The 15,250-nt window shown below is 43.9% G+C and carries 11 protein-coding genes and 3 pseudogenes; 12 read left to right on the top strand and 2 right to left on the bottom strand.

The genetic code is table 11. The features are described from left to right. The 6 genes and pseudogenes from AB5170_RS15770 to AB5170_RS15795 form a co-directional block, all read left to right on the top strand. Nucleotides 1–588: pseudogene (locus tag AB5170_RS15770) on the top strand (hypothetical protein); the annotation flags it as partial. Further along, the gene (locus tag AB5170_RS15775; RefSeq protein ID WP_148461915.1) at nt 585–1,256 is read left to right on the top strand and encodes an ABC transporter ATP-binding protein; all 672 of its coding nucleotides are present in this window, start codon (nt 585–587) and stop codon (nt 1,254–1,256) included. The pseudogene AB5170_RS15770 and the gene AB5170_RS15775, both read left to right, overlap by 4 nt. 4 nt (nt 1,257–1,260) lie before the next feature. Further along, nucleotides 1,261–3,357, top strand: coding sequence for a hypothetical protein (locus AB5170_RS15780; RefSeq protein ID WP_368361803.1), 2,097 nt, complete (start codon nt 1,261–1,263; stop codon nt 3,355–3,357). Between the two features lie 11 nt (nt 3,358–3,368). Continuing rightward, the gene (locus AB5170_RS15785; RefSeq protein WP_148461913.1) at nt 3,369–4,640 is read left to right on the top strand and encodes an ABC transporter permease; all 1,272 of its coding nucleotides are present in this window, start codon (nt 3,369–3,371) and stop codon (nt 4,638–4,640) included. 312 nt (nt 4,641–4,952) lie between these two features. After that, a complete protein-coding gene (locus tag AB5170_RS15790; protein ID WP_368361804.1) occupies nt 4,953–7,295 on the top strand; it encodes an extracellular solute-binding protein in 2,343 nt (780 codons plus the stop codon). 12 nt (nt 7,296–7,307) lie between these two features. Next, the gene (locus tag AB5170_RS15795; RefSeq protein WP_173735045.1) at nt 7,308–8,609 is read left to right on the top strand and encodes a cell wall metabolism sensor histidine kinase WalK; all 1,302 of its coding nucleotides are present in this window, start codon (nt 7,308–7,310) and stop codon (nt 8,607–8,609) included. A 174-nt stretch (nt 8,610–8,783) separates the two neighbouring features. Here the strand turns inward: AB5170_RS15795 and AB5170_RS15800 are convergent, their stop codons facing one another. Both AB5170_RS15800 and AB5170_RS15805 read right to left on the bottom strand, forming a co-directional pair. Beyond that, nucleotides 8,784–9,461 (bottom strand): response regulator transcription factor, encoded by a 678-nt coding sequence (locus AB5170_RS15800; protein ID WP_368361805.1) that lies wholly within the window; start codon nt 9,459–9,461, stop codon nt 8,784–8,786. 59 nt (nt 9,462–9,520) lie between these two features. After that, a pseudogene (locus AB5170_RS15805) lies at nt 9,521–9,652 on the bottom strand (DUF6783 domain-containing protein). On the opposite strand from AB5170_RS15805, the pseudogene AB5170_RS15810 reads away from it, so the two are divergent. The 6 genes and pseudogenes from AB5170_RS15810 to AB5170_RS15835 all read left to right on the top strand — a co-directional run. Next, a pseudogene (locus tag AB5170_RS15810) lies at nt 9,602–9,730 on the top strand (DUF6783 domain-containing protein); the annotation flags it as partial. The pseudogenes AB5170_RS15805 and AB5170_RS15810 overlap by 51 nt on opposite strands. A gap of 32 nt (nt 9,731–9,762) precedes the next feature. Next, nucleotides 9,763–10,608 carry a carbohydrate ABC transporter permease gene (locus AB5170_RS15815; protein WP_368361806.1) on the top strand — a complete coding sequence of 282 codons (846 nt, stop codon included), beginning with the start codon at nt 9,763–9,765 and terminating at the stop codon, nt 10,606–10,608. Nucleotides 10,609–10,611: 3 nt separating this feature from the next. Continuing rightward, on the top strand, nt 10,612–11,451 hold the full coding sequence (locus AB5170_RS15820; protein WP_226815193.1) for a carbohydrate ABC transporter permease: 840 nt from the start codon (nt 10,612–10,614) through the stop codon (nt 11,449–11,451). A 133-nt stretch (nt 11,452–11,584) separates the two neighbouring features. Continuing rightward, nucleotides 11,585–12,991: an HlyD family secretion protein gene (locus tag AB5170_RS15825; RefSeq protein ID WP_226815192.1), complete on the top strand. Its 1,407-nt coding sequence runs from the start codon at nt 11,585–11,587 to the stop codon at nt 12,989–12,991. Nucleotide 12,992: 1 nt separating this feature from the next. Beyond that, nucleotides 12,993–14,024, top strand: a complete 1,032-nt coding sequence (locus tag AB5170_RS15830; protein ID WP_226815191.1) for an ABC transporter permease — start codon at nt 12,993–12,995, stop codon at nt 14,022–14,024. A gap of 304 nt (nt 14,025–14,328) precedes the next feature. Beyond that, nucleotides 14,329–15,198, top strand: coding sequence for a DegV family protein (locus AB5170_RS15835; RefSeq protein ID WP_294422397.1), 870 nt, complete (start codon nt 14,329–14,331; stop codon nt 15,196–15,198). Nucleotides 15,199–15,250: the final 52 nt, after the last annotated feature.

Here is a 15,250-nt window from a genome sequence, read left to right on the forward strand (position 1 = left end):
GATTCATCAGAGGGACTTATGTTAGGACAGCATGTATACATAGAAATGGATGAGGGACAGGAAGAGCAGAAGAAGGGTATCTGGCTGGGAGATTATTATATTGTGGATGCGGATACAGAAAACCCATATGTGTGGGCTGTAGATTCCAAGGGAAGGCTGGAGAAGCGCTCCGTTGTTCTTGGACAGCATGATGATGATCTTTCAGAATATGAGATCGCAGATGGCCTTACAGAAGATGACAGTATTGCGTTCCCATCAGACAGCCTGGCAGAGGGAATGCGGACAAAGGACGTATCTGAGATGACAGATGAGGAGCTGGAGGCTGTTGATATGGAAAGTAATCTGGATGGCAGTGAGTACTCAGACGGGGATACCATGGAGCCTATGGATGGAGACTATTCCAGTGCGGACTTTGAGACAGGTGTTTCTGATGAAAGCATGGATGCAGCCATTGATGGTGATTATACAGACTTTTCAGAAGATTTCTCAGATGAAGATTTTACAGAGGATGATTCAGAAGATTTTACTGATGAGAGCATTGATGAGCCTGGACAGTATGGTTCTGATGATACGGAGGCCGCAGGATGATACTTGAACTGAAGGGGATTTATAAAGATTACCAGCAGGGAAAAATGATTGTCCCCGTATTGAAGGACGTAAACTTTTCCATGGAAGAGGGCGAATATGTAGCCATCATGGGCCCTTCTGGTTCTGGTAAATCTACATTGATGAATATAATCGGTTGTCTGGATCAGGCAACCAAGGGAACTTTTTTCCTGGATGGGCAGGACATCAGCAAATGTTCTGAGAATGAGATGTCAGATATCCGTCTGAACAAGATTGGATTTGTATTTCAGAGTTTTCATCTTCTTCCGAGGCAGTCTGCTATTTCCAATGTGGAAATGCCGCTGAACTATGCTCATGTGCCGAAGAAGGAGCGACGCGAGCGCGCTTTTGCAGCACTTGACCGGGTGGGGCTTGCAGACCGTGTGGATTTCAGACCCAATCAGCTCTCAGGGGGACAGATGCAGCGAGTTGCCATCGCCCGTGCCATTGTAAATAATCCAAGACTTCTTTTGGCTGATGAGCCTACTGGTGCACTGGACAGTAAGTCTGGCAGACAGGTTATGGAGCTTTTCCAGAAGCTGAATGATGAAGGTGTTTCTGTTCTTATGATCACTCATGATCCGGATATTGCAGCACATGCCAAGCGGGTAGTTATGATCCGTGACGGTGAGCTTCAGGAAAAGAGGTGATCCTATGGGAAAAGCGAAGAAAATTATAATAGGTGTGGTAGTCACAGCCCTTGTAGGAACCGGTATTGGCGGCGGACTGCTGTATGTACGGAAAGGAAGCCAGAAGGAAGTGCTGGTGGCAAGCGTCAGTGATCTGGCAGGTGAGAGATATGATTCCGATGCTACATTGAGTGGAACTGTATATGCCAATGCAACACAGAGGATTTCCGTAGAGAAAGACATGATCATCCAGGAAGTTTATGTGAGCAAAGGGGATAAGGTAAAGCCTGGAGACAAGCTGATTTCTTTTGACATGACGCTTGTGGAAATGGAACTGAACATTGCCAAGCTGAAGCTTCAGAAACAGCAGCAGGATCTTGCTGCTGCAAAGAAAAGACTTACCAGCCTGCAAAATGGCGGACCGATTCTTGATTCCGATTCTTCCTCCGCAGACAATCTGATTGATTCAGGAGAGGATTCTACAGAAGATGACAGCTCCGATCTTACGGGAGATGATGAACTGTCTTCCGCAGTAACTGCTTCTGATCATTATCTGGCAGCTGTTTTGCAGCCAATGCTTCTGGCTGCTGTGACTGATGGATTTGCAGACGCTCAGGCAGTTGGAAATGAGGAAATTACTTCTGCAGATACCCAGGAAGTGGGAAGCGAAGATATTGGTTCTGCTGATGAAATGACAAGCGGTGACACAGGAGATCTTTCTGCTGATACAGAAGCTGATTTCGGAGATGATTCTGAAGACGATTCAGAGTATAGCACCGGCGATCCGGGTACTGCTTCCGGATTTTATGACGAACCTTCCAGTGATGGTTTTAGCAGTGATATTTCAGACACGAATCAGGGAGGATTTTTCGATGGAAGCAATTCTGGTTCCTCACAGAATCATGCTACCGTTGGAAATGACGGATTTGTAGATGGCGAGGAACCTTTTTACCTGACTCTGGATTATGATACAGAACCTTATCAGGGAACAGGAACCGAAGAAGATCCTTATCTGTATCTTTGTTCCAGTGCAAAAGGCAGGGTAAATGTAACCGGTGCCTTTCTGAACAAGATGGCTGGCTATAATGCTGACGGAACCATTCTTCTTCATCCGGGTGGATACTGGTATCTGTTGGAGTTCCATCATAATGATACCATTGCTGATTACACGAATCGAAAGAAATCCTGTACAGGATATTATCTGATTGATGGAAATATGCTCAGCAATCCAGTTGACCGCTTTGCGGAAATGGATTTTACCCTTGACGGGGCTATGCAGTATGATAATGGAGATGACGAGCCGGATATTCCTGGTGATGGAGGCAGTGGTGGCGGAAGCTCTTCCCTGTCCCGTTCAGAGGCCATTAAGATCCAGAAGAACCGGATCGCCAGTCTGGAACTGGATGTGCAGGAGAGTGAGATCAGTATCAGTAAGCTTCAGAAGAAAGCTGACAGAAAGTTGATCACCAGTAAGCTGGATGGTATTGTAACCACTGTGGGAGATGCTGCTACAGGTACCAATTCAGAATCTGATTCCTTTATGATCGTTAAGAGCAAAGACGGCTATTACGTACAGGGAACTGTAGGGGAGCTTATGCTTGACCAGGTGAAGGAAGGCACAATTTTGAACTGCAATTCTTATGGTGAGAATGGATATATGAATTTTGAGGCTGAGGTGATCCAGGTTTCTGATTATGCAGTTGATGGAGACAGCTCCTATTATTACTATGGAGACAGCAATCCAAATGTTTCTTCTTATAATTTTACTGCCAAGATCACAGATGACACCGTGCAGGTAAGTGTTGGAGACTGGGTGGATATCCAGCTGGAGCAGCAGGCGCAGAGCACGGATGGCATTGTTCTTTCCAAGGCTTTTGTCCGTACGGAAGACGGCGTAAGCTATGTGTATAAGGATGACAATGGCGTGCTGAAGAAACAGATCGTTAAGGTAAAAGAGAATGTAAACGGTGGTGCTTATGTATTGGTAAGCGGCGGTTTGTCCATGGATGACAAGATTGCATTCCCTTATTCGAAATCCATCAAAGAAGGTATGAAGACAAAGGAAGGATCGCTGGATACGTTTATGGGATATGATTCCACATCATATGGCGGTCTTGGTTAAGGAGGGATTTCATGTTTGAAAATATACGTCTGGCATTCCAGGGAATCTGGTCACACAAGATGAGATCTTTCCTTACAATGCTGGGTATTATTATCGGTATTGCATCTATTATTGCCATTGTTTCCACGATTAAGGGAACGAGTGAGCAGATTAAGGATAACCTGATCGGCTCTGGAAATAACACGGTAAATGTAACTTTGTCACAGGGTGACAGTGCTTACAGTGTGGATTATTATGATGGCGGTTCTTCCGGCTCTACACCGATCCTCAGTCAGAGCCTGAAAGATGAAGTGTTAAAAACAGACCATGTGGAGAATGCAACATTTTTCTACAGCAGAACAGACTACAACAGCAGTGTTTACTATGAGAACAGCAGTTTTTCCGGCGGTAAGGTCTATGGCATTGATACCAATTATCTGAATACCTGCGGTTATCAGGTACGTTCCGGAAGGGGATTTGTACAGGCTGATTATGATAATTTCCGCAAGGTGGCACTGGTGGACAGCTATGCTGCTGATACCATGTTTCCGGGAGCTAATCCAGTGGGAAAAATCATTGAGATCGGTTCTGAACCATATACAATTGTAGGAGTTGTACGCCAGTCGGCTGACAGCTTGCCAAACATGGATACACCGAGTGATTTTGACAGCTATTATGAAAATGTGATTGGAACCGTAATGATTCCAAATAAATGCTGGCCGATTTCTTACAAATTTGATGAGCCTGAGAATGCGATCGTCAAAGTAGACAGCACGGACAACATGAGTGAGACTGGTTCTGCAGTAGCGAAGATTCTGAATAAATCCATCAGCAGCACTGGCAGTGGAAGCAGCGGCTTCAAGTATAAAGCAGATGATGTTATGCAGCGGGTAAAGGATCTTCAGGATTTAAGTGAGAGCACCAACTCCCAGCTGATCTGGATCGCAAGTATTTCTCTTCTGGTTGGAGGTATTGGTGTTATGAATATCATGCTGGTATCCGTAACCGAGCGTACCAAGGAGATTGGTCTGAAGAAGGCGATTGGTGCCAGAAAGAAGGTGATTCTGGGACAGTTCCTGACGGAGGCAGCAGTACTTACCAGTGTGGGAGGTATTATCGGAGTTGTTCTTGGAATCGGACTTTCAAAAGTTGTATCCAAGGTGGCAGGCTCACCTACAGCCATCAGTGTTCCGGCGATTATAGGCTCTGTAGTATTCTCTATGCTGATCGGTATCATCTTTGGTCTGCTTCCTTCTGTTAAGGCGGCTAACCTGAATCCGATTGATGCACTTAGAAGTGAGTAATGGTTTATATTTGCAATAAATGTTAATATTGTTATAAAAATGAACAGCTGAAAGCATGGATCAGATGATTTGTGTTTGGAGCTGTTCTTTTTTTATGAGTCAATTCATGCGTCAAAGTATGTTTTTGAGTTATTTGTGTAAAGTGGAGCGTGCAGATTGTGAGAATGCTTTTAGGACAGGCTATAGAGAATGTTATGTTCCGCCGGTTAAAATTTTGCAAAATATAAGGGGAAACATGATATACTTGTTTAGAGATTACATAGAGATTCCTTTGGTAGGATTATTGCATACCACTGGAAGGAGAATTTTAATATGCAAAAATATAAAAAATGGAAACAAATTCTGTCTGTTTCTACAGCAGTAAGTCTATGCATTGCGGGTGCGGGTAGCCTGATGGGCTGCTGCAGTACTGACAGAGGGAAGGACAAGGCAGATTCCGTGGAATCCAAAGCAATGGGACGGTATCTGGAGAATGAACTGTCTGTGCCGGAAGGATGTATGGAGATTGTGGATTTGCAGGTTATGAAAGAGGGAAGCCTGAAAATGCTTGCAAGAAACAGTGATTACGAATTGATGCTCTACCAGTCCTCTGACAAGGAAAAGACTTGGGAAGAAGGGAAGAAGGTTGCCGGTTTTTTCGGTGTGGAAGGGGGATCCATTTATAAAGCAGCGCTTGGGAGAGACGGAAGTATTCTGATTGGCGTATATATAGAATCTGAAGATGAGAACAGCATGGGAAGTATGGAATATTATTATTGCCCCGCTGACGGTGAAGGAAAGAAGGTTGAAATCGGAGAAGATTTGGATGAAACCATGGCCTGGAGTATAGATATTGGGGAAAATGGCAACCTGTTTTTACAGATTTCAGGAAATGGAATCATGGAAATCAATCCTGTTGACGGGGCTGTGGTTCATGAGTATGAGAAAGGAAAATCCACAGATTATATGTTCGTGACTTCAGAGTATCTGATCGTGATTGCAGATGGAGATGTGCATTATTATGATGTGGCTTCCGGTAAGCCGGCAAGTGGAGGCGATGCACTGACTGCGCAGCTGAAAAAGACTCCTGCAAATCTGGAATTTGGAAATTCCTCCGGTACTGCCTTACTGTTTTTGGAAGGTGATGAGAAAGATACCATATTCTATGTGGATCAGACTGGTTTATACCGCTATGCATTTGGCGGCGATGTAATTGAGCAGGTAATTGATGGAAGCCTGAATTCCATAAGCTCTTCGAATAAGGCATTTAACTGTATGGCAATGGATTCGGAAGGCGTATTTTACATTGGTGAAGTTGATTACAACTCTGGCTTAAATGGTGGAAGGCTGCTTTCTTATAAGTATTCTGCAGATACTCCAACCGTACCGGATACAGAGCTCACCATATATTCCATGGAAGAGAATTCCGGTATTCGACAGGCAGTTGTTATGTTTCAGAAGAAATATCCGGATATTTATCTCACACTGGAAACCGGAATGTCTGGAAACGATGGTGTAACACGTACAGATGCGTTAAAAACATTAAATACGGAGATTATGGCAGGAAAAGGACCGGATATTCTGATTCTGGACGGAATTTCTTCTGAAACCTATGCAGAACAGGGAATGCTGGAGGATTTAAGTGGAATTCTGAAAGATGCAGGATTGCTGGACAACATAGAAAGTGCTTATACAAAAGAGGATGGAAGTATCTATGAGATGCCGGTGAAATTTGGAATTCCTATGATAGAGGGAAACAAGGAGGATGTGCAGGCAGTGACAGATCTGGCTTCTCTTGCTGATGTGCTCACGAAGCACAAGGATGAATATGGACTGACTTCGGAAAACATCTATAAGCTGCCCTTACTTTATTCCATGTATCCACAGTTACTTCTGGAAAAACTGGCAGATAACAATTCCGCAGCATGGATGAAAGAGAATGGAACTTTGGATGAAGAAAAGATTAAAGAATTTCTGGAACAGTCCGAAAGAATTTATCAGGCTGGAAAGGATGCTATGGATGAATTAAAGGCTGCTTATCCACAGGCTTTTGATGACAGTGAACAGCCAGTATATGAAAGAGCTGGCAGTATTTCGGGAGAAACTGCCGTGCTGCTTTCCCGAAACTGTGAATTTGCTTTAGGTGATATTTTTTCGCTTTTGGATTTTGCATTTGTAAATTCTATGGCAGAGATAGATACTTCCTTGGCCTATGCACTTTGGAATGGGCAGATGGCAAATTGTTTCATTCCGGTCAACCGAATCGGAATCAGCTCCAGAGCTTCCCAGAAAGCTGCTGCTGAGAAATTTGTGGAATATTTATTTTCAGAGGAAGGACAGATGCTTTCCAGAGAAGATGGTTTCCCTGTAGTGGAAGCTGTTTACAATGGAGAGGACTACTGGAATCAGGGAGAGGCTGGAAACGTGTTAGTTACTGGCGGCAGCAGTAACAGCGAGAACGGTCAGGAATTGGTATACAGTATAAAAGTTCCGTCAGCTGATAAGGTGAATGAATTAAAACAGCTTGGAAAAATGCTTACAACTCCGGTTTTGGATAATACAATCATTACCAGTGCTGTTTGTGAAAACGGAGTGCGTTACCTGAATGGGGAAATCAGTCTTGATGAGGCTGCGAATGCAGTCATGCAGCAGGTGAATCTGTATCTGGCAGAATAGAAGGAGTAAGAGATGTTTAAAAAGCTTCACAGGCAAATGACCATATTTGCATCACTGATCACAAGCGGAATACTGATCCTGATGGCAGTTTCCTGTCTTGTGATCTCCGAGAGAGGGCTTACCCATAATACTTATGAGAGATTTTTAAATAATGGAAATTCCTGTGTGGCTTATCTGGAAAATCAGACTGTGCTTTCTCACAAGTGGATACTGGAAGCAAAGCAGGAATACAAAGTGGAATTTCGCATTCTGAATAACGGAAAAAAGCTGTATTTTGATAAGCTGGATACAGAAAGCTGGAATCAGGATAAAAAGGAAGAAAATCTGAGCTCTGTAGGAAATATGCTGACAGAGGCTGCCAGAATTTCCAGGGAAGAGCAGGGGCTTGATGTGGACTATATGGGAAGCCTCTCTCTTTCCAAAACGGTTTATTTTGAAACTTCAGATTTTTATGCATGTACAGCCTTGATTCCTAAGGGAAACGGCGTGTTAAGCCTGGTGCTGGTATATCCTCTTGATGGGTTGAAAACACAGATCTTTCATCAAAGAGTCTGGTTTGGAGTCATGGTGCTGCTTGCAGTTCTGGCTTTGGTTACATTTTCCTGGTTTTTTACAGGAAAAATGCTTCGCCCTCTGGAAGAGAATCAAAGGAAACAAACCCAGTTTATTGCTTCGGCATCCCATGAACTGAGATCTCCGCTGGCTGTGATATTGTCAAGTGTACAGGCAATGGAATCTGACTGGGAAAACGCCGGCAGATTTTTGAAAACCATAAAAAGTGAGGGAGACAGGATGTCCCGGCTTATCGGGGATATGCTTTCTCTTGCAAATGCGGACAATAAATCCTGGAGTATTATGAAGACAGATTGTGAGCTTGATACATTGCTTCTGGATACATATGAGAAATACCAGCCTATTCTGCATGGAAAAAAGATTTCCCTGAAAGTAGTTCTGCCAGAGGAGCCTCTTTCTATCTGTAAGTGTGACAGTGCCAGAATCAGTCAGGTGCTGGGAATCCTTTTGGATAACGGGGCAAGCTATGTGCCGGCCGGTGGCAGGATGGAAATGGGAGTAAAAGAAAATGAAAAATATTTTCAGCTTTATGTACAGGATAATGGTCCGGGAATTCCGGATGAGAATAAGGAGGCTGTATTCCGAAGATTTTACAGGGCTGATCCGGCCAGAAAGGAGAAACAGCATTTTGGACTTGGACTTTGCATTGCCAGGGAAATTGTGACGTTACATAAAGGGAGTATCCGTATTCTGGATACTCCGGGTGGCGGCAGTACATTTGTGATAAGATTACCGAAATAAAACTAGTACATCGAGTATTAAGTAACTGCCATATTGACTTGTCTGATTTTTCATCTGCTGCGTTGTCGTCAGTCGCCGTAGCCACCGCTACGCCTCCTTCCTCCGCCTTGCATATGAAGAAATCATCCTGCGTCAATATAGCAGAAACTTAATTTTCGATGTACTAGAGCGTGTTTACTGACAGACTTCCAACTGATAACCTATTCCGCGTATGGTTTTGAGAACCAGTGTGCTTTCCACGGATTTCAGGCGGCGACGGAGAAAATGTATGTAGTTGTCAAGATTTCCCTCTTCTACGTCGGATTCCATGCCCCATACGCGGGAGAGAAGAAGGTTTCTGGGAAGAACCTGACCGGGATTTCGGAGAAATACTTCCAGAAGGGCACTTTCGCGGCCGGAAAGAGTGCATTCTTTTGCACCCTTGGTAAGGCGCCCGCATTCAGGATCAAAAGCAATATCTCCCAGCTTCAGAAGATTTAAGTCACCCCATTTTCCGGGACGGCGCATAATGCTGTGGATTCTTGCAAGAAGTTCTTCAAAGGCGAAGGGCTTTACCATGTAATCATCTGCTCCACAGTTCAGTCCGTTGACCTTGTCCTGTAGTTCGCCAAGTGCCGTAAGGAAAATAACAGGGGTTGAGATGTTGGACTGTCTGGCTTCTTTCAAAACCTGAGTTCCATCCATAGAAGGAAGCATGCGGTCCAGAAGTACCAGATCATACATATTTTCCCGCATATAGTAAAGACCTTCCGCACCATCCAGACACATATCTACCGTGAAATTTTCTTTTTCAAGTGCAAGCTTTGTAAGCTGTGCCAGATCTTTGTCATCTTCTATTATTAATATTCTCATAGGAAACTCCTCTTCTTATAATCTGTTATCCATTATATACGCAAATCTCTAAAATTTCTCTAATTAATTATAAAGCCTGTTTGAAAAATCATTCCCGCAATCTGCACGCCCCACTTTGCGGCATATTTTGCCCGAATTCAGTTGCAGTAGCCCGCTACGGTGCCCTCATCCGGACCAAATCTCCCACAAATTGTGGTGCACATCTTGCAGAAAGCCTTTTTCAAACACGCTTTAGAGAAAGAATAGAGATTTCTCTGCTATTTTTATAATGCTGAATGAAAGATAGAAAAGAGGAAATTTTTTGAAAAGAAAACATGCCCTGAAAGGGATTTTATTTATTCTCCCTAGCTATGCAGGAGTCTGTGTATTCTGGCTGCTTCCTTATGTGGATGTGATCCGCAGATCTTTTTTTGGAGCTGTAAATGGAGTGTTTATTGGATTTATGAATTATCAGCTGATATTTTCCAATCAGGCATTTCTTCTTGCCGGGAAAAATACCTTGCGGTTTTTCGGAATCTGTATTCCATTACTGGTGGTTTTATCACTGACAACTGCTGTCCTGTTAAACGGACTTGGGGAAAATCAGAAGCAGCTGATGAAAACAGCATTTCTGCTTCCAATGGCCATTCCAGTTGCTTCTGTGGCAATTTTATGGAAAGTACTCTTTAATGGACAGGGACTTTTGAACTATTTTCTGGAAATGCTATCGTTGAAAAGCATAGACTGGTTGAATACAAAGGCTTCCTTCTGGGTGCTGGTGATCAGTTATATTTGGAGAAATCTAGGGTATGACATTGTACTGTGGCTGGCAGGCCTTTCCACAATCCCGGAATCTCTTTATGAGGCAGCAAAGGTGGATGGAGCAGGTGCCTGGAAATGCTTTACCAGAATTACCTGGCCCAATCTTTTGCCCTCTCTTTTTACCATTGTAGTTCTGTCGCTGCTGAATGGATTCAAAGTATTCCGGGAGGCTTATCTGGTCGCTGGAGATTATCCACAGGAGAACATGTATCTTCTACAGCATCTGTTCAATAACTGGTACAGAGATCTGGCCATGGATAAGATGGCGGCTGCGGCAGTGGTTACCGGAATTGCGATCATGGTTCTGGTACTTTTACTGCAAAAAGCATGGGAAAGAGAGGATTAAGAAGTGAAAAAGATAACTTGTTTTTTTCTTGTACTTTTAGCTTTGATTTTTATATTTCCCATTTTATTTCTGGCAGTTGGTTCTCTTATGGGAAAAAATGAGCTTACAGATCTGCTGTTTCCAGTGCTGCAGGAGGGGGCGAAAGGATATGCTTCCTGGAAGCTGTTTCCGGAATATCCGACTCTGAAACATTATGTGGAAGTACTGCTGGATTCACCGGAATTTTTCGTAATGTTCTGGAACTCGGTGAAGATTACCGCTGGTGCCCTCGCTGGCGGGCTTCTGGTTGGAATGCCTGGCGCATGGGGATTTGCCAAATTTGATTTTTTCGGGAAAAATATATTGTTTACTTTGTATATTGCGCTGATGATGATGCCGTTTCAGGTTATGCTTCTTGGCAATTATCTGGTGCTGGATAAAATTGGGCTTCTTGACTCGCTTTTGGGGATTATTTTCCCAGCGGTTTTTTCTACATTCCCCATATTTATTATGTACCGCTTTTTCAAAGGGATTCCACAGGCGTTTCTGGAAGCGGCAAGACTTGACGGTGCAGGTGAGCTTAGACTGTTTTTTATAGTTGCCATCCCCTTGGGCTCACCTGGCGTCATTTCTGCCATTGTACTTGGCTTTCTGGAATACTGGAATCTGATCGAACAGCCGATGGTATTTTTGAAAACAAAAGAATTGTGGCCATTGTCTTTGTACCTGCCTAATATTGAGTTGGAGCAGGCAGGGTTTGCATTTGCGGCCTCTGTGGTGGCTCTGGCCCCGGCAGTTCTGGTATTTTTGTCCGGACAGGACTATCTGGAGCAGGGAATTGTCTCTACGGCGGTAAAAGAATAAAAAGAGAAACAACTGGAAAGTGACGATAAAAAAACGACAGTTTGATAAAATATATTGTCAATGGAATTTAAAAGAAATAGTTAGAATGCAGAGTGTTTTACAAATATGTTCAGAAACAGAATGGGAGTTTGACATGAAGAAAAAATTAATTCAGGCAACTTGCCTGTTTTTTGTAATGATGCTGATTTTTACCATATTGTCAAGAGTTTCGGATTCTGTAAATGTGATACAGATCCAGACTAAGAACCCGGCAAATCAGATGATCACTCATGAGGTGAAAGGCTCTGGAAAAGTGGAGGGTAGTCAGGAAGTGGCGGTGTTTGTACTGGAAAATCTGCAGGTGGAGCAGGTGATGGTACATGCAGGGCAGACTGTGAAAAAAGGGGATATTTTATTGAAGCTATCCCAGAACAGCATTCAGGCGGCTTTGAAGAATCTGGACGATAAAGTAAAAACTCTGGAAGGGCAGGTAAAGGATCTGGAAAGCCAGAAAAAGGTGAACAGCCAGAAGCGTGCAGCGGAGCAGGCATGGGCTGGAAACTCTTACGATCTGGCTGTGCAAAGCGGAAATGTTTCCGTGGATAATGCAAGGGCGGAAGTTCAGATAGCCCAACAGAGACTTGATGAATTTTACAGGGAAAAGGAAGCAAAGACTTCTGGGGATGATTTAAGTGGCTTCACAGATGGAGAGGAAGGGTTTAATGATGGTGAGACCATTGCAACACAGGAGGACGATTCCGCCACAGAAACTGCTCTTCAGGATGATCTGCGAGCCAGACAGGAAGCATTAAATGAAGTGATCGCGGGAAGAAATCAGACTTTGGCAAGTGCCGGAAAAGCAGTGGCCGATGCCAGTACACCGGAGGCTTCAGACAGTACCTTGGAGAACGTACAAAGAGAACTGGAAAATGCCAGAGCAGATATGGAAAAGGTTACAGTGCTTCAAAGCACAGAGGGAGTGATTTCGTCTCCTTCTGACGGTGTGATCAAAAGTCTGTCCGTGCAAACCGGAGACCTTACAGGACAGACTGCAGCAGTAATTTTATATTCAGCCGATGGTGCTCTTCGAATGACTGGCACCATCTCAAAAGAAGATATAAAATATGTATCTGCCGGTGCAGACGTGAAAATTACAGATAATAACAATAATGATATTTCTGAAGCAACAGTGGAAAATATAACAGAAAATAAGGAGGATAATGATATTCGTGACCTGTCCATCATAATGCCGGCAGACAGTCTGTCCATCGGTCAGAGCGGAGATTTTTCCATATCAAAAGATGCTGGACCTTATTCCTGTTGCGTTCCGCTTTCGGCGCTGTACTCGGAGGAGGGAAGGGTCTATGTGTATGTTACAGACACAGAAAATACAGTGCTTGGAACGGTAATGGTTGCTAGAAAAGTGGAAGTTACTGTGCAGGATAAAAACCAGACAACTGCTGCATTGGGTGAGGGAAGCCTTTCTACGGATCAGGCTGTGATCGTCCAGGCAGACAGAGAACTGAAGGATGGAAGCAGGGTGAGGATTTCTGAAAATTAGCATGGAAAGTGAAAAGAAGAATTACTGTTACAAATATCTGAAGGTTATTATGGCAGTATTGCTGACCGCGGCTTTATTTTATTCCGGAATGAAAGATTATGTGAAGGTGGGAAAAACAGATACAGCGGTGGTTGAACTGTATGGAAATTATCCCACAGTAAACCAGGCGAAGCAGATCTGGGAAAATTATCAAAGTGGTGATGAGATTACAGATTTCTGTTTTGTGTGGAATGGAGGAGTTCAGGTGGTTACGAATCCAGAGGATTTTAGACAGACAAATGCCCGGGTGACAGGCGCTGTGGGAATGGCTGCTTTGTACGACCGACAGGCCGCTTTATTAGAAGAGAATGATGAAACCGGATGCGTGATTGATAAAGACACAGCCCTGGAGCTTTTCGGCAGTGAAAATTGTGCGGGAAGTCAGTTGACTGTGGGAGAGCAGATTTACGAAGTGCGAGGTGTGGTATTCTGGAATCAGCATACGATGCTTATCCGTCCGTCACAAAAAAATCAGGTTTGTACTCAGGTTCTGATCCGAGGGAAAAAAGGTCAGAATCTGGAGGGTACTGCATCTGATTTTCTCGTGGGAAACGGACTATCCGGAATATTAGTGGATGACAGCTGGCTGGAAGTGATTTTGCCCTGGTTTCCAGTGGCTTTTCTTGTAACGCTTATAATAACTGTTTCCAGATGGCTGTATGAGATGGAGCGTGGAATCTGGGAAAATGGAATTCAAAGAAATAGAGAAAAGAAAATTGATTTTAGAAAATGTAGCTGCTTTGTTATTAGAATTTTACTGTGGGGAATCGGCCTCTTTTTTTGCGTAAGGCTCTTATCCCATATTCCCCAGAGCTGGCTGCCGGACAAATGGTCAGATTTCTCTTTCTGGCCTGCGAAGCTCCGGAAAACAATGGAAGCTTTCCGCTGGTACATCATGTTCCCGAAAACTATGGCGCAGGCGGAGCGGCTGATGAGCGGAATTGGCTGTATTATAAAATGTGGGGCAGCAGCACTGCTTATAGGGGCGGTGTAGGCTGTCTTTTTTCTTTTTTGCCAAAAGAATTTTACAGATGAAGAAATATTTTGGTACATTTTTTTCGAGACTTTTCTTTAAAGTGTTTGCCAGACTGGAGCGCAGGTATTATAATAGACTTTAAGACCCTGAATAGGGAAAGAAGATTTACAGTCGCTGTTTACTGGGAAAAAAGAACCAGCTGCCAGAAGAAAAGGCAGGACGGCGGCGAGTTTGTTACTGTTCATTGGTAAGGTTCGCGAAGCGTGCTGCTGTGAACGAAGTGAACAGGAACATGAGTTTTTATGAGATAAGGAGAGATTGAATGAGTAAGATTGCCATTGTAACGGACAGTAACAGCGGCATTACACAGGAGGAAGGACGCAGACTTGGAGTGTCTGTTATTCCTATGCCTTTTTTTATTAATGAGAAAATGTACCTGGAGGGAATTACCCTGAGCCAGGATGAATTTTATCAGTGGCTGAAGTCGGATGCTTCTATTTCCACTTCCCAGCCAAGCCCGGGAGAGACTATGGGATTATGGGACAACCTTCTGAAAGAGTATGATGAGATTATACAGATCCCCATGTCAAGTGGTCTCAGCGCTACCTGTGCTACTGCAATGGGACTTGCCCAGGAATATGAGGGCAGAGTGCACGTGGTAGATAATCAGAGAATTTCCGTAACCCAGCGTCAATCTGTGGTGGACGCGATTGCCCTTCGGGATGCAGGTAAAAGCGGAGCTGAAATTAAGAAGATCCTGGAAGAAGAGAAATTTAATTCCAGTATTTATATTACCTTGGAAACCCTGAAATATCTGAAAAAGGGCGGCAGGATCACACCTGCTGCAGCTGCAATAGGTACCGTTTTGAATCTGAAGCCGGTGCTGCAGCTCCAGGGTGAGAAGCTGGATGCTTTTGCCAAGGTAAGAGGCAAGAAGCAGGCCAGACGTACTATGCTGAAGGCTATGAAGGCAGATTTTGAGGGACGCTTTGCATCGTTTGTCCAGAATGGAGAGATGTGCCTTCAGGCTGCTTACACAGGTAATCCGGAAGAGGCAGAAGAGTGGAAGCAGGAGATGCAGGAAATTTTTCCTGGTATGGAAATCCATATGGATCCGCTGTCACTTAGTGTGGCATGCCATATTGGATATGGTTCTCTTGCAATCGCATGTTCTAAGAAAGTGACTGTATAGAAGCTAAGAAATAGCTATCAGAAGAAAATAGAAGTATTCTCTCTGAGAAGAA

The organism is Ruminococcus sp. RTP21484sp1_RTP21281st1_A8_RTP21281_210402 (assembly GCF_040914025.1).
Lineage (GTDB): Bacteria > Bacillota > Clostridia > Lachnospirales > Lachnospiraceae > Blautia_A > Blautia_A faecis.

Bases quoted from the DNA above. Each gene is read 5' to 3' on its own strand.
- AB5170_RS15775 (WP_148461915.1), top strand. From the start codon at position 585: ATGATACTTGAACTGAAGGGGATTTATAAAGATTACCAGCAGGGAAAA.
- AB5170_RS15780 (WP_368361803.1), top strand. From the start codon at position 1,261: ATGGGAAAAGCGAAGAAAATTATAATAGGTGTGGTAGTCACAGCCCTT.
- AB5170_RS15785 (WP_148461913.1), top strand. From the start codon at position 3,369: ATGTTTGAAAATATACGTCTGGCATTCCAGGGAATCTGGTCACACAAG.
- AB5170_RS15790 (WP_368361804.1), top strand. From the start codon at position 4,953: ATGCAAAAATATAAAAAATGGAAACAAATTCTGTCTGTTTCTACAGCA.
- AB5170_RS15795 (WP_173735045.1), top strand. From the start codon at position 7,308: ATGTTTAAAAAGCTTCACAGGCAAATGACCATATTTGCATCACTGATC.
- AB5170_RS15800 (WP_368361805.1), bottom strand. From the start codon at position 9,461: ATGAGAATATTAATAATAGAAGATGACAAAGATCTGGCACAGCTTACA.
- AB5170_RS15825 (WP_226815192.1), top strand. From the start codon at position 11,585: ATGAAGAAAAAATTAATTCAGGCAACTTGCCTGTTTTTTGTAATGATG.
- AB5170_RS15830 (WP_226815191.1), top strand. From the start codon at position 12,993: ATGGAAAGTGAAAAGAAGAATTACTGTTACAAATATCTGAAGGTTATT.
- AB5170_RS15835 (WP_294422397.1), top strand. From the start codon at position 14,329: ATGAGTAAGATTGCCATTGTAACGGACAGTAACAGCGGCATTACACAG.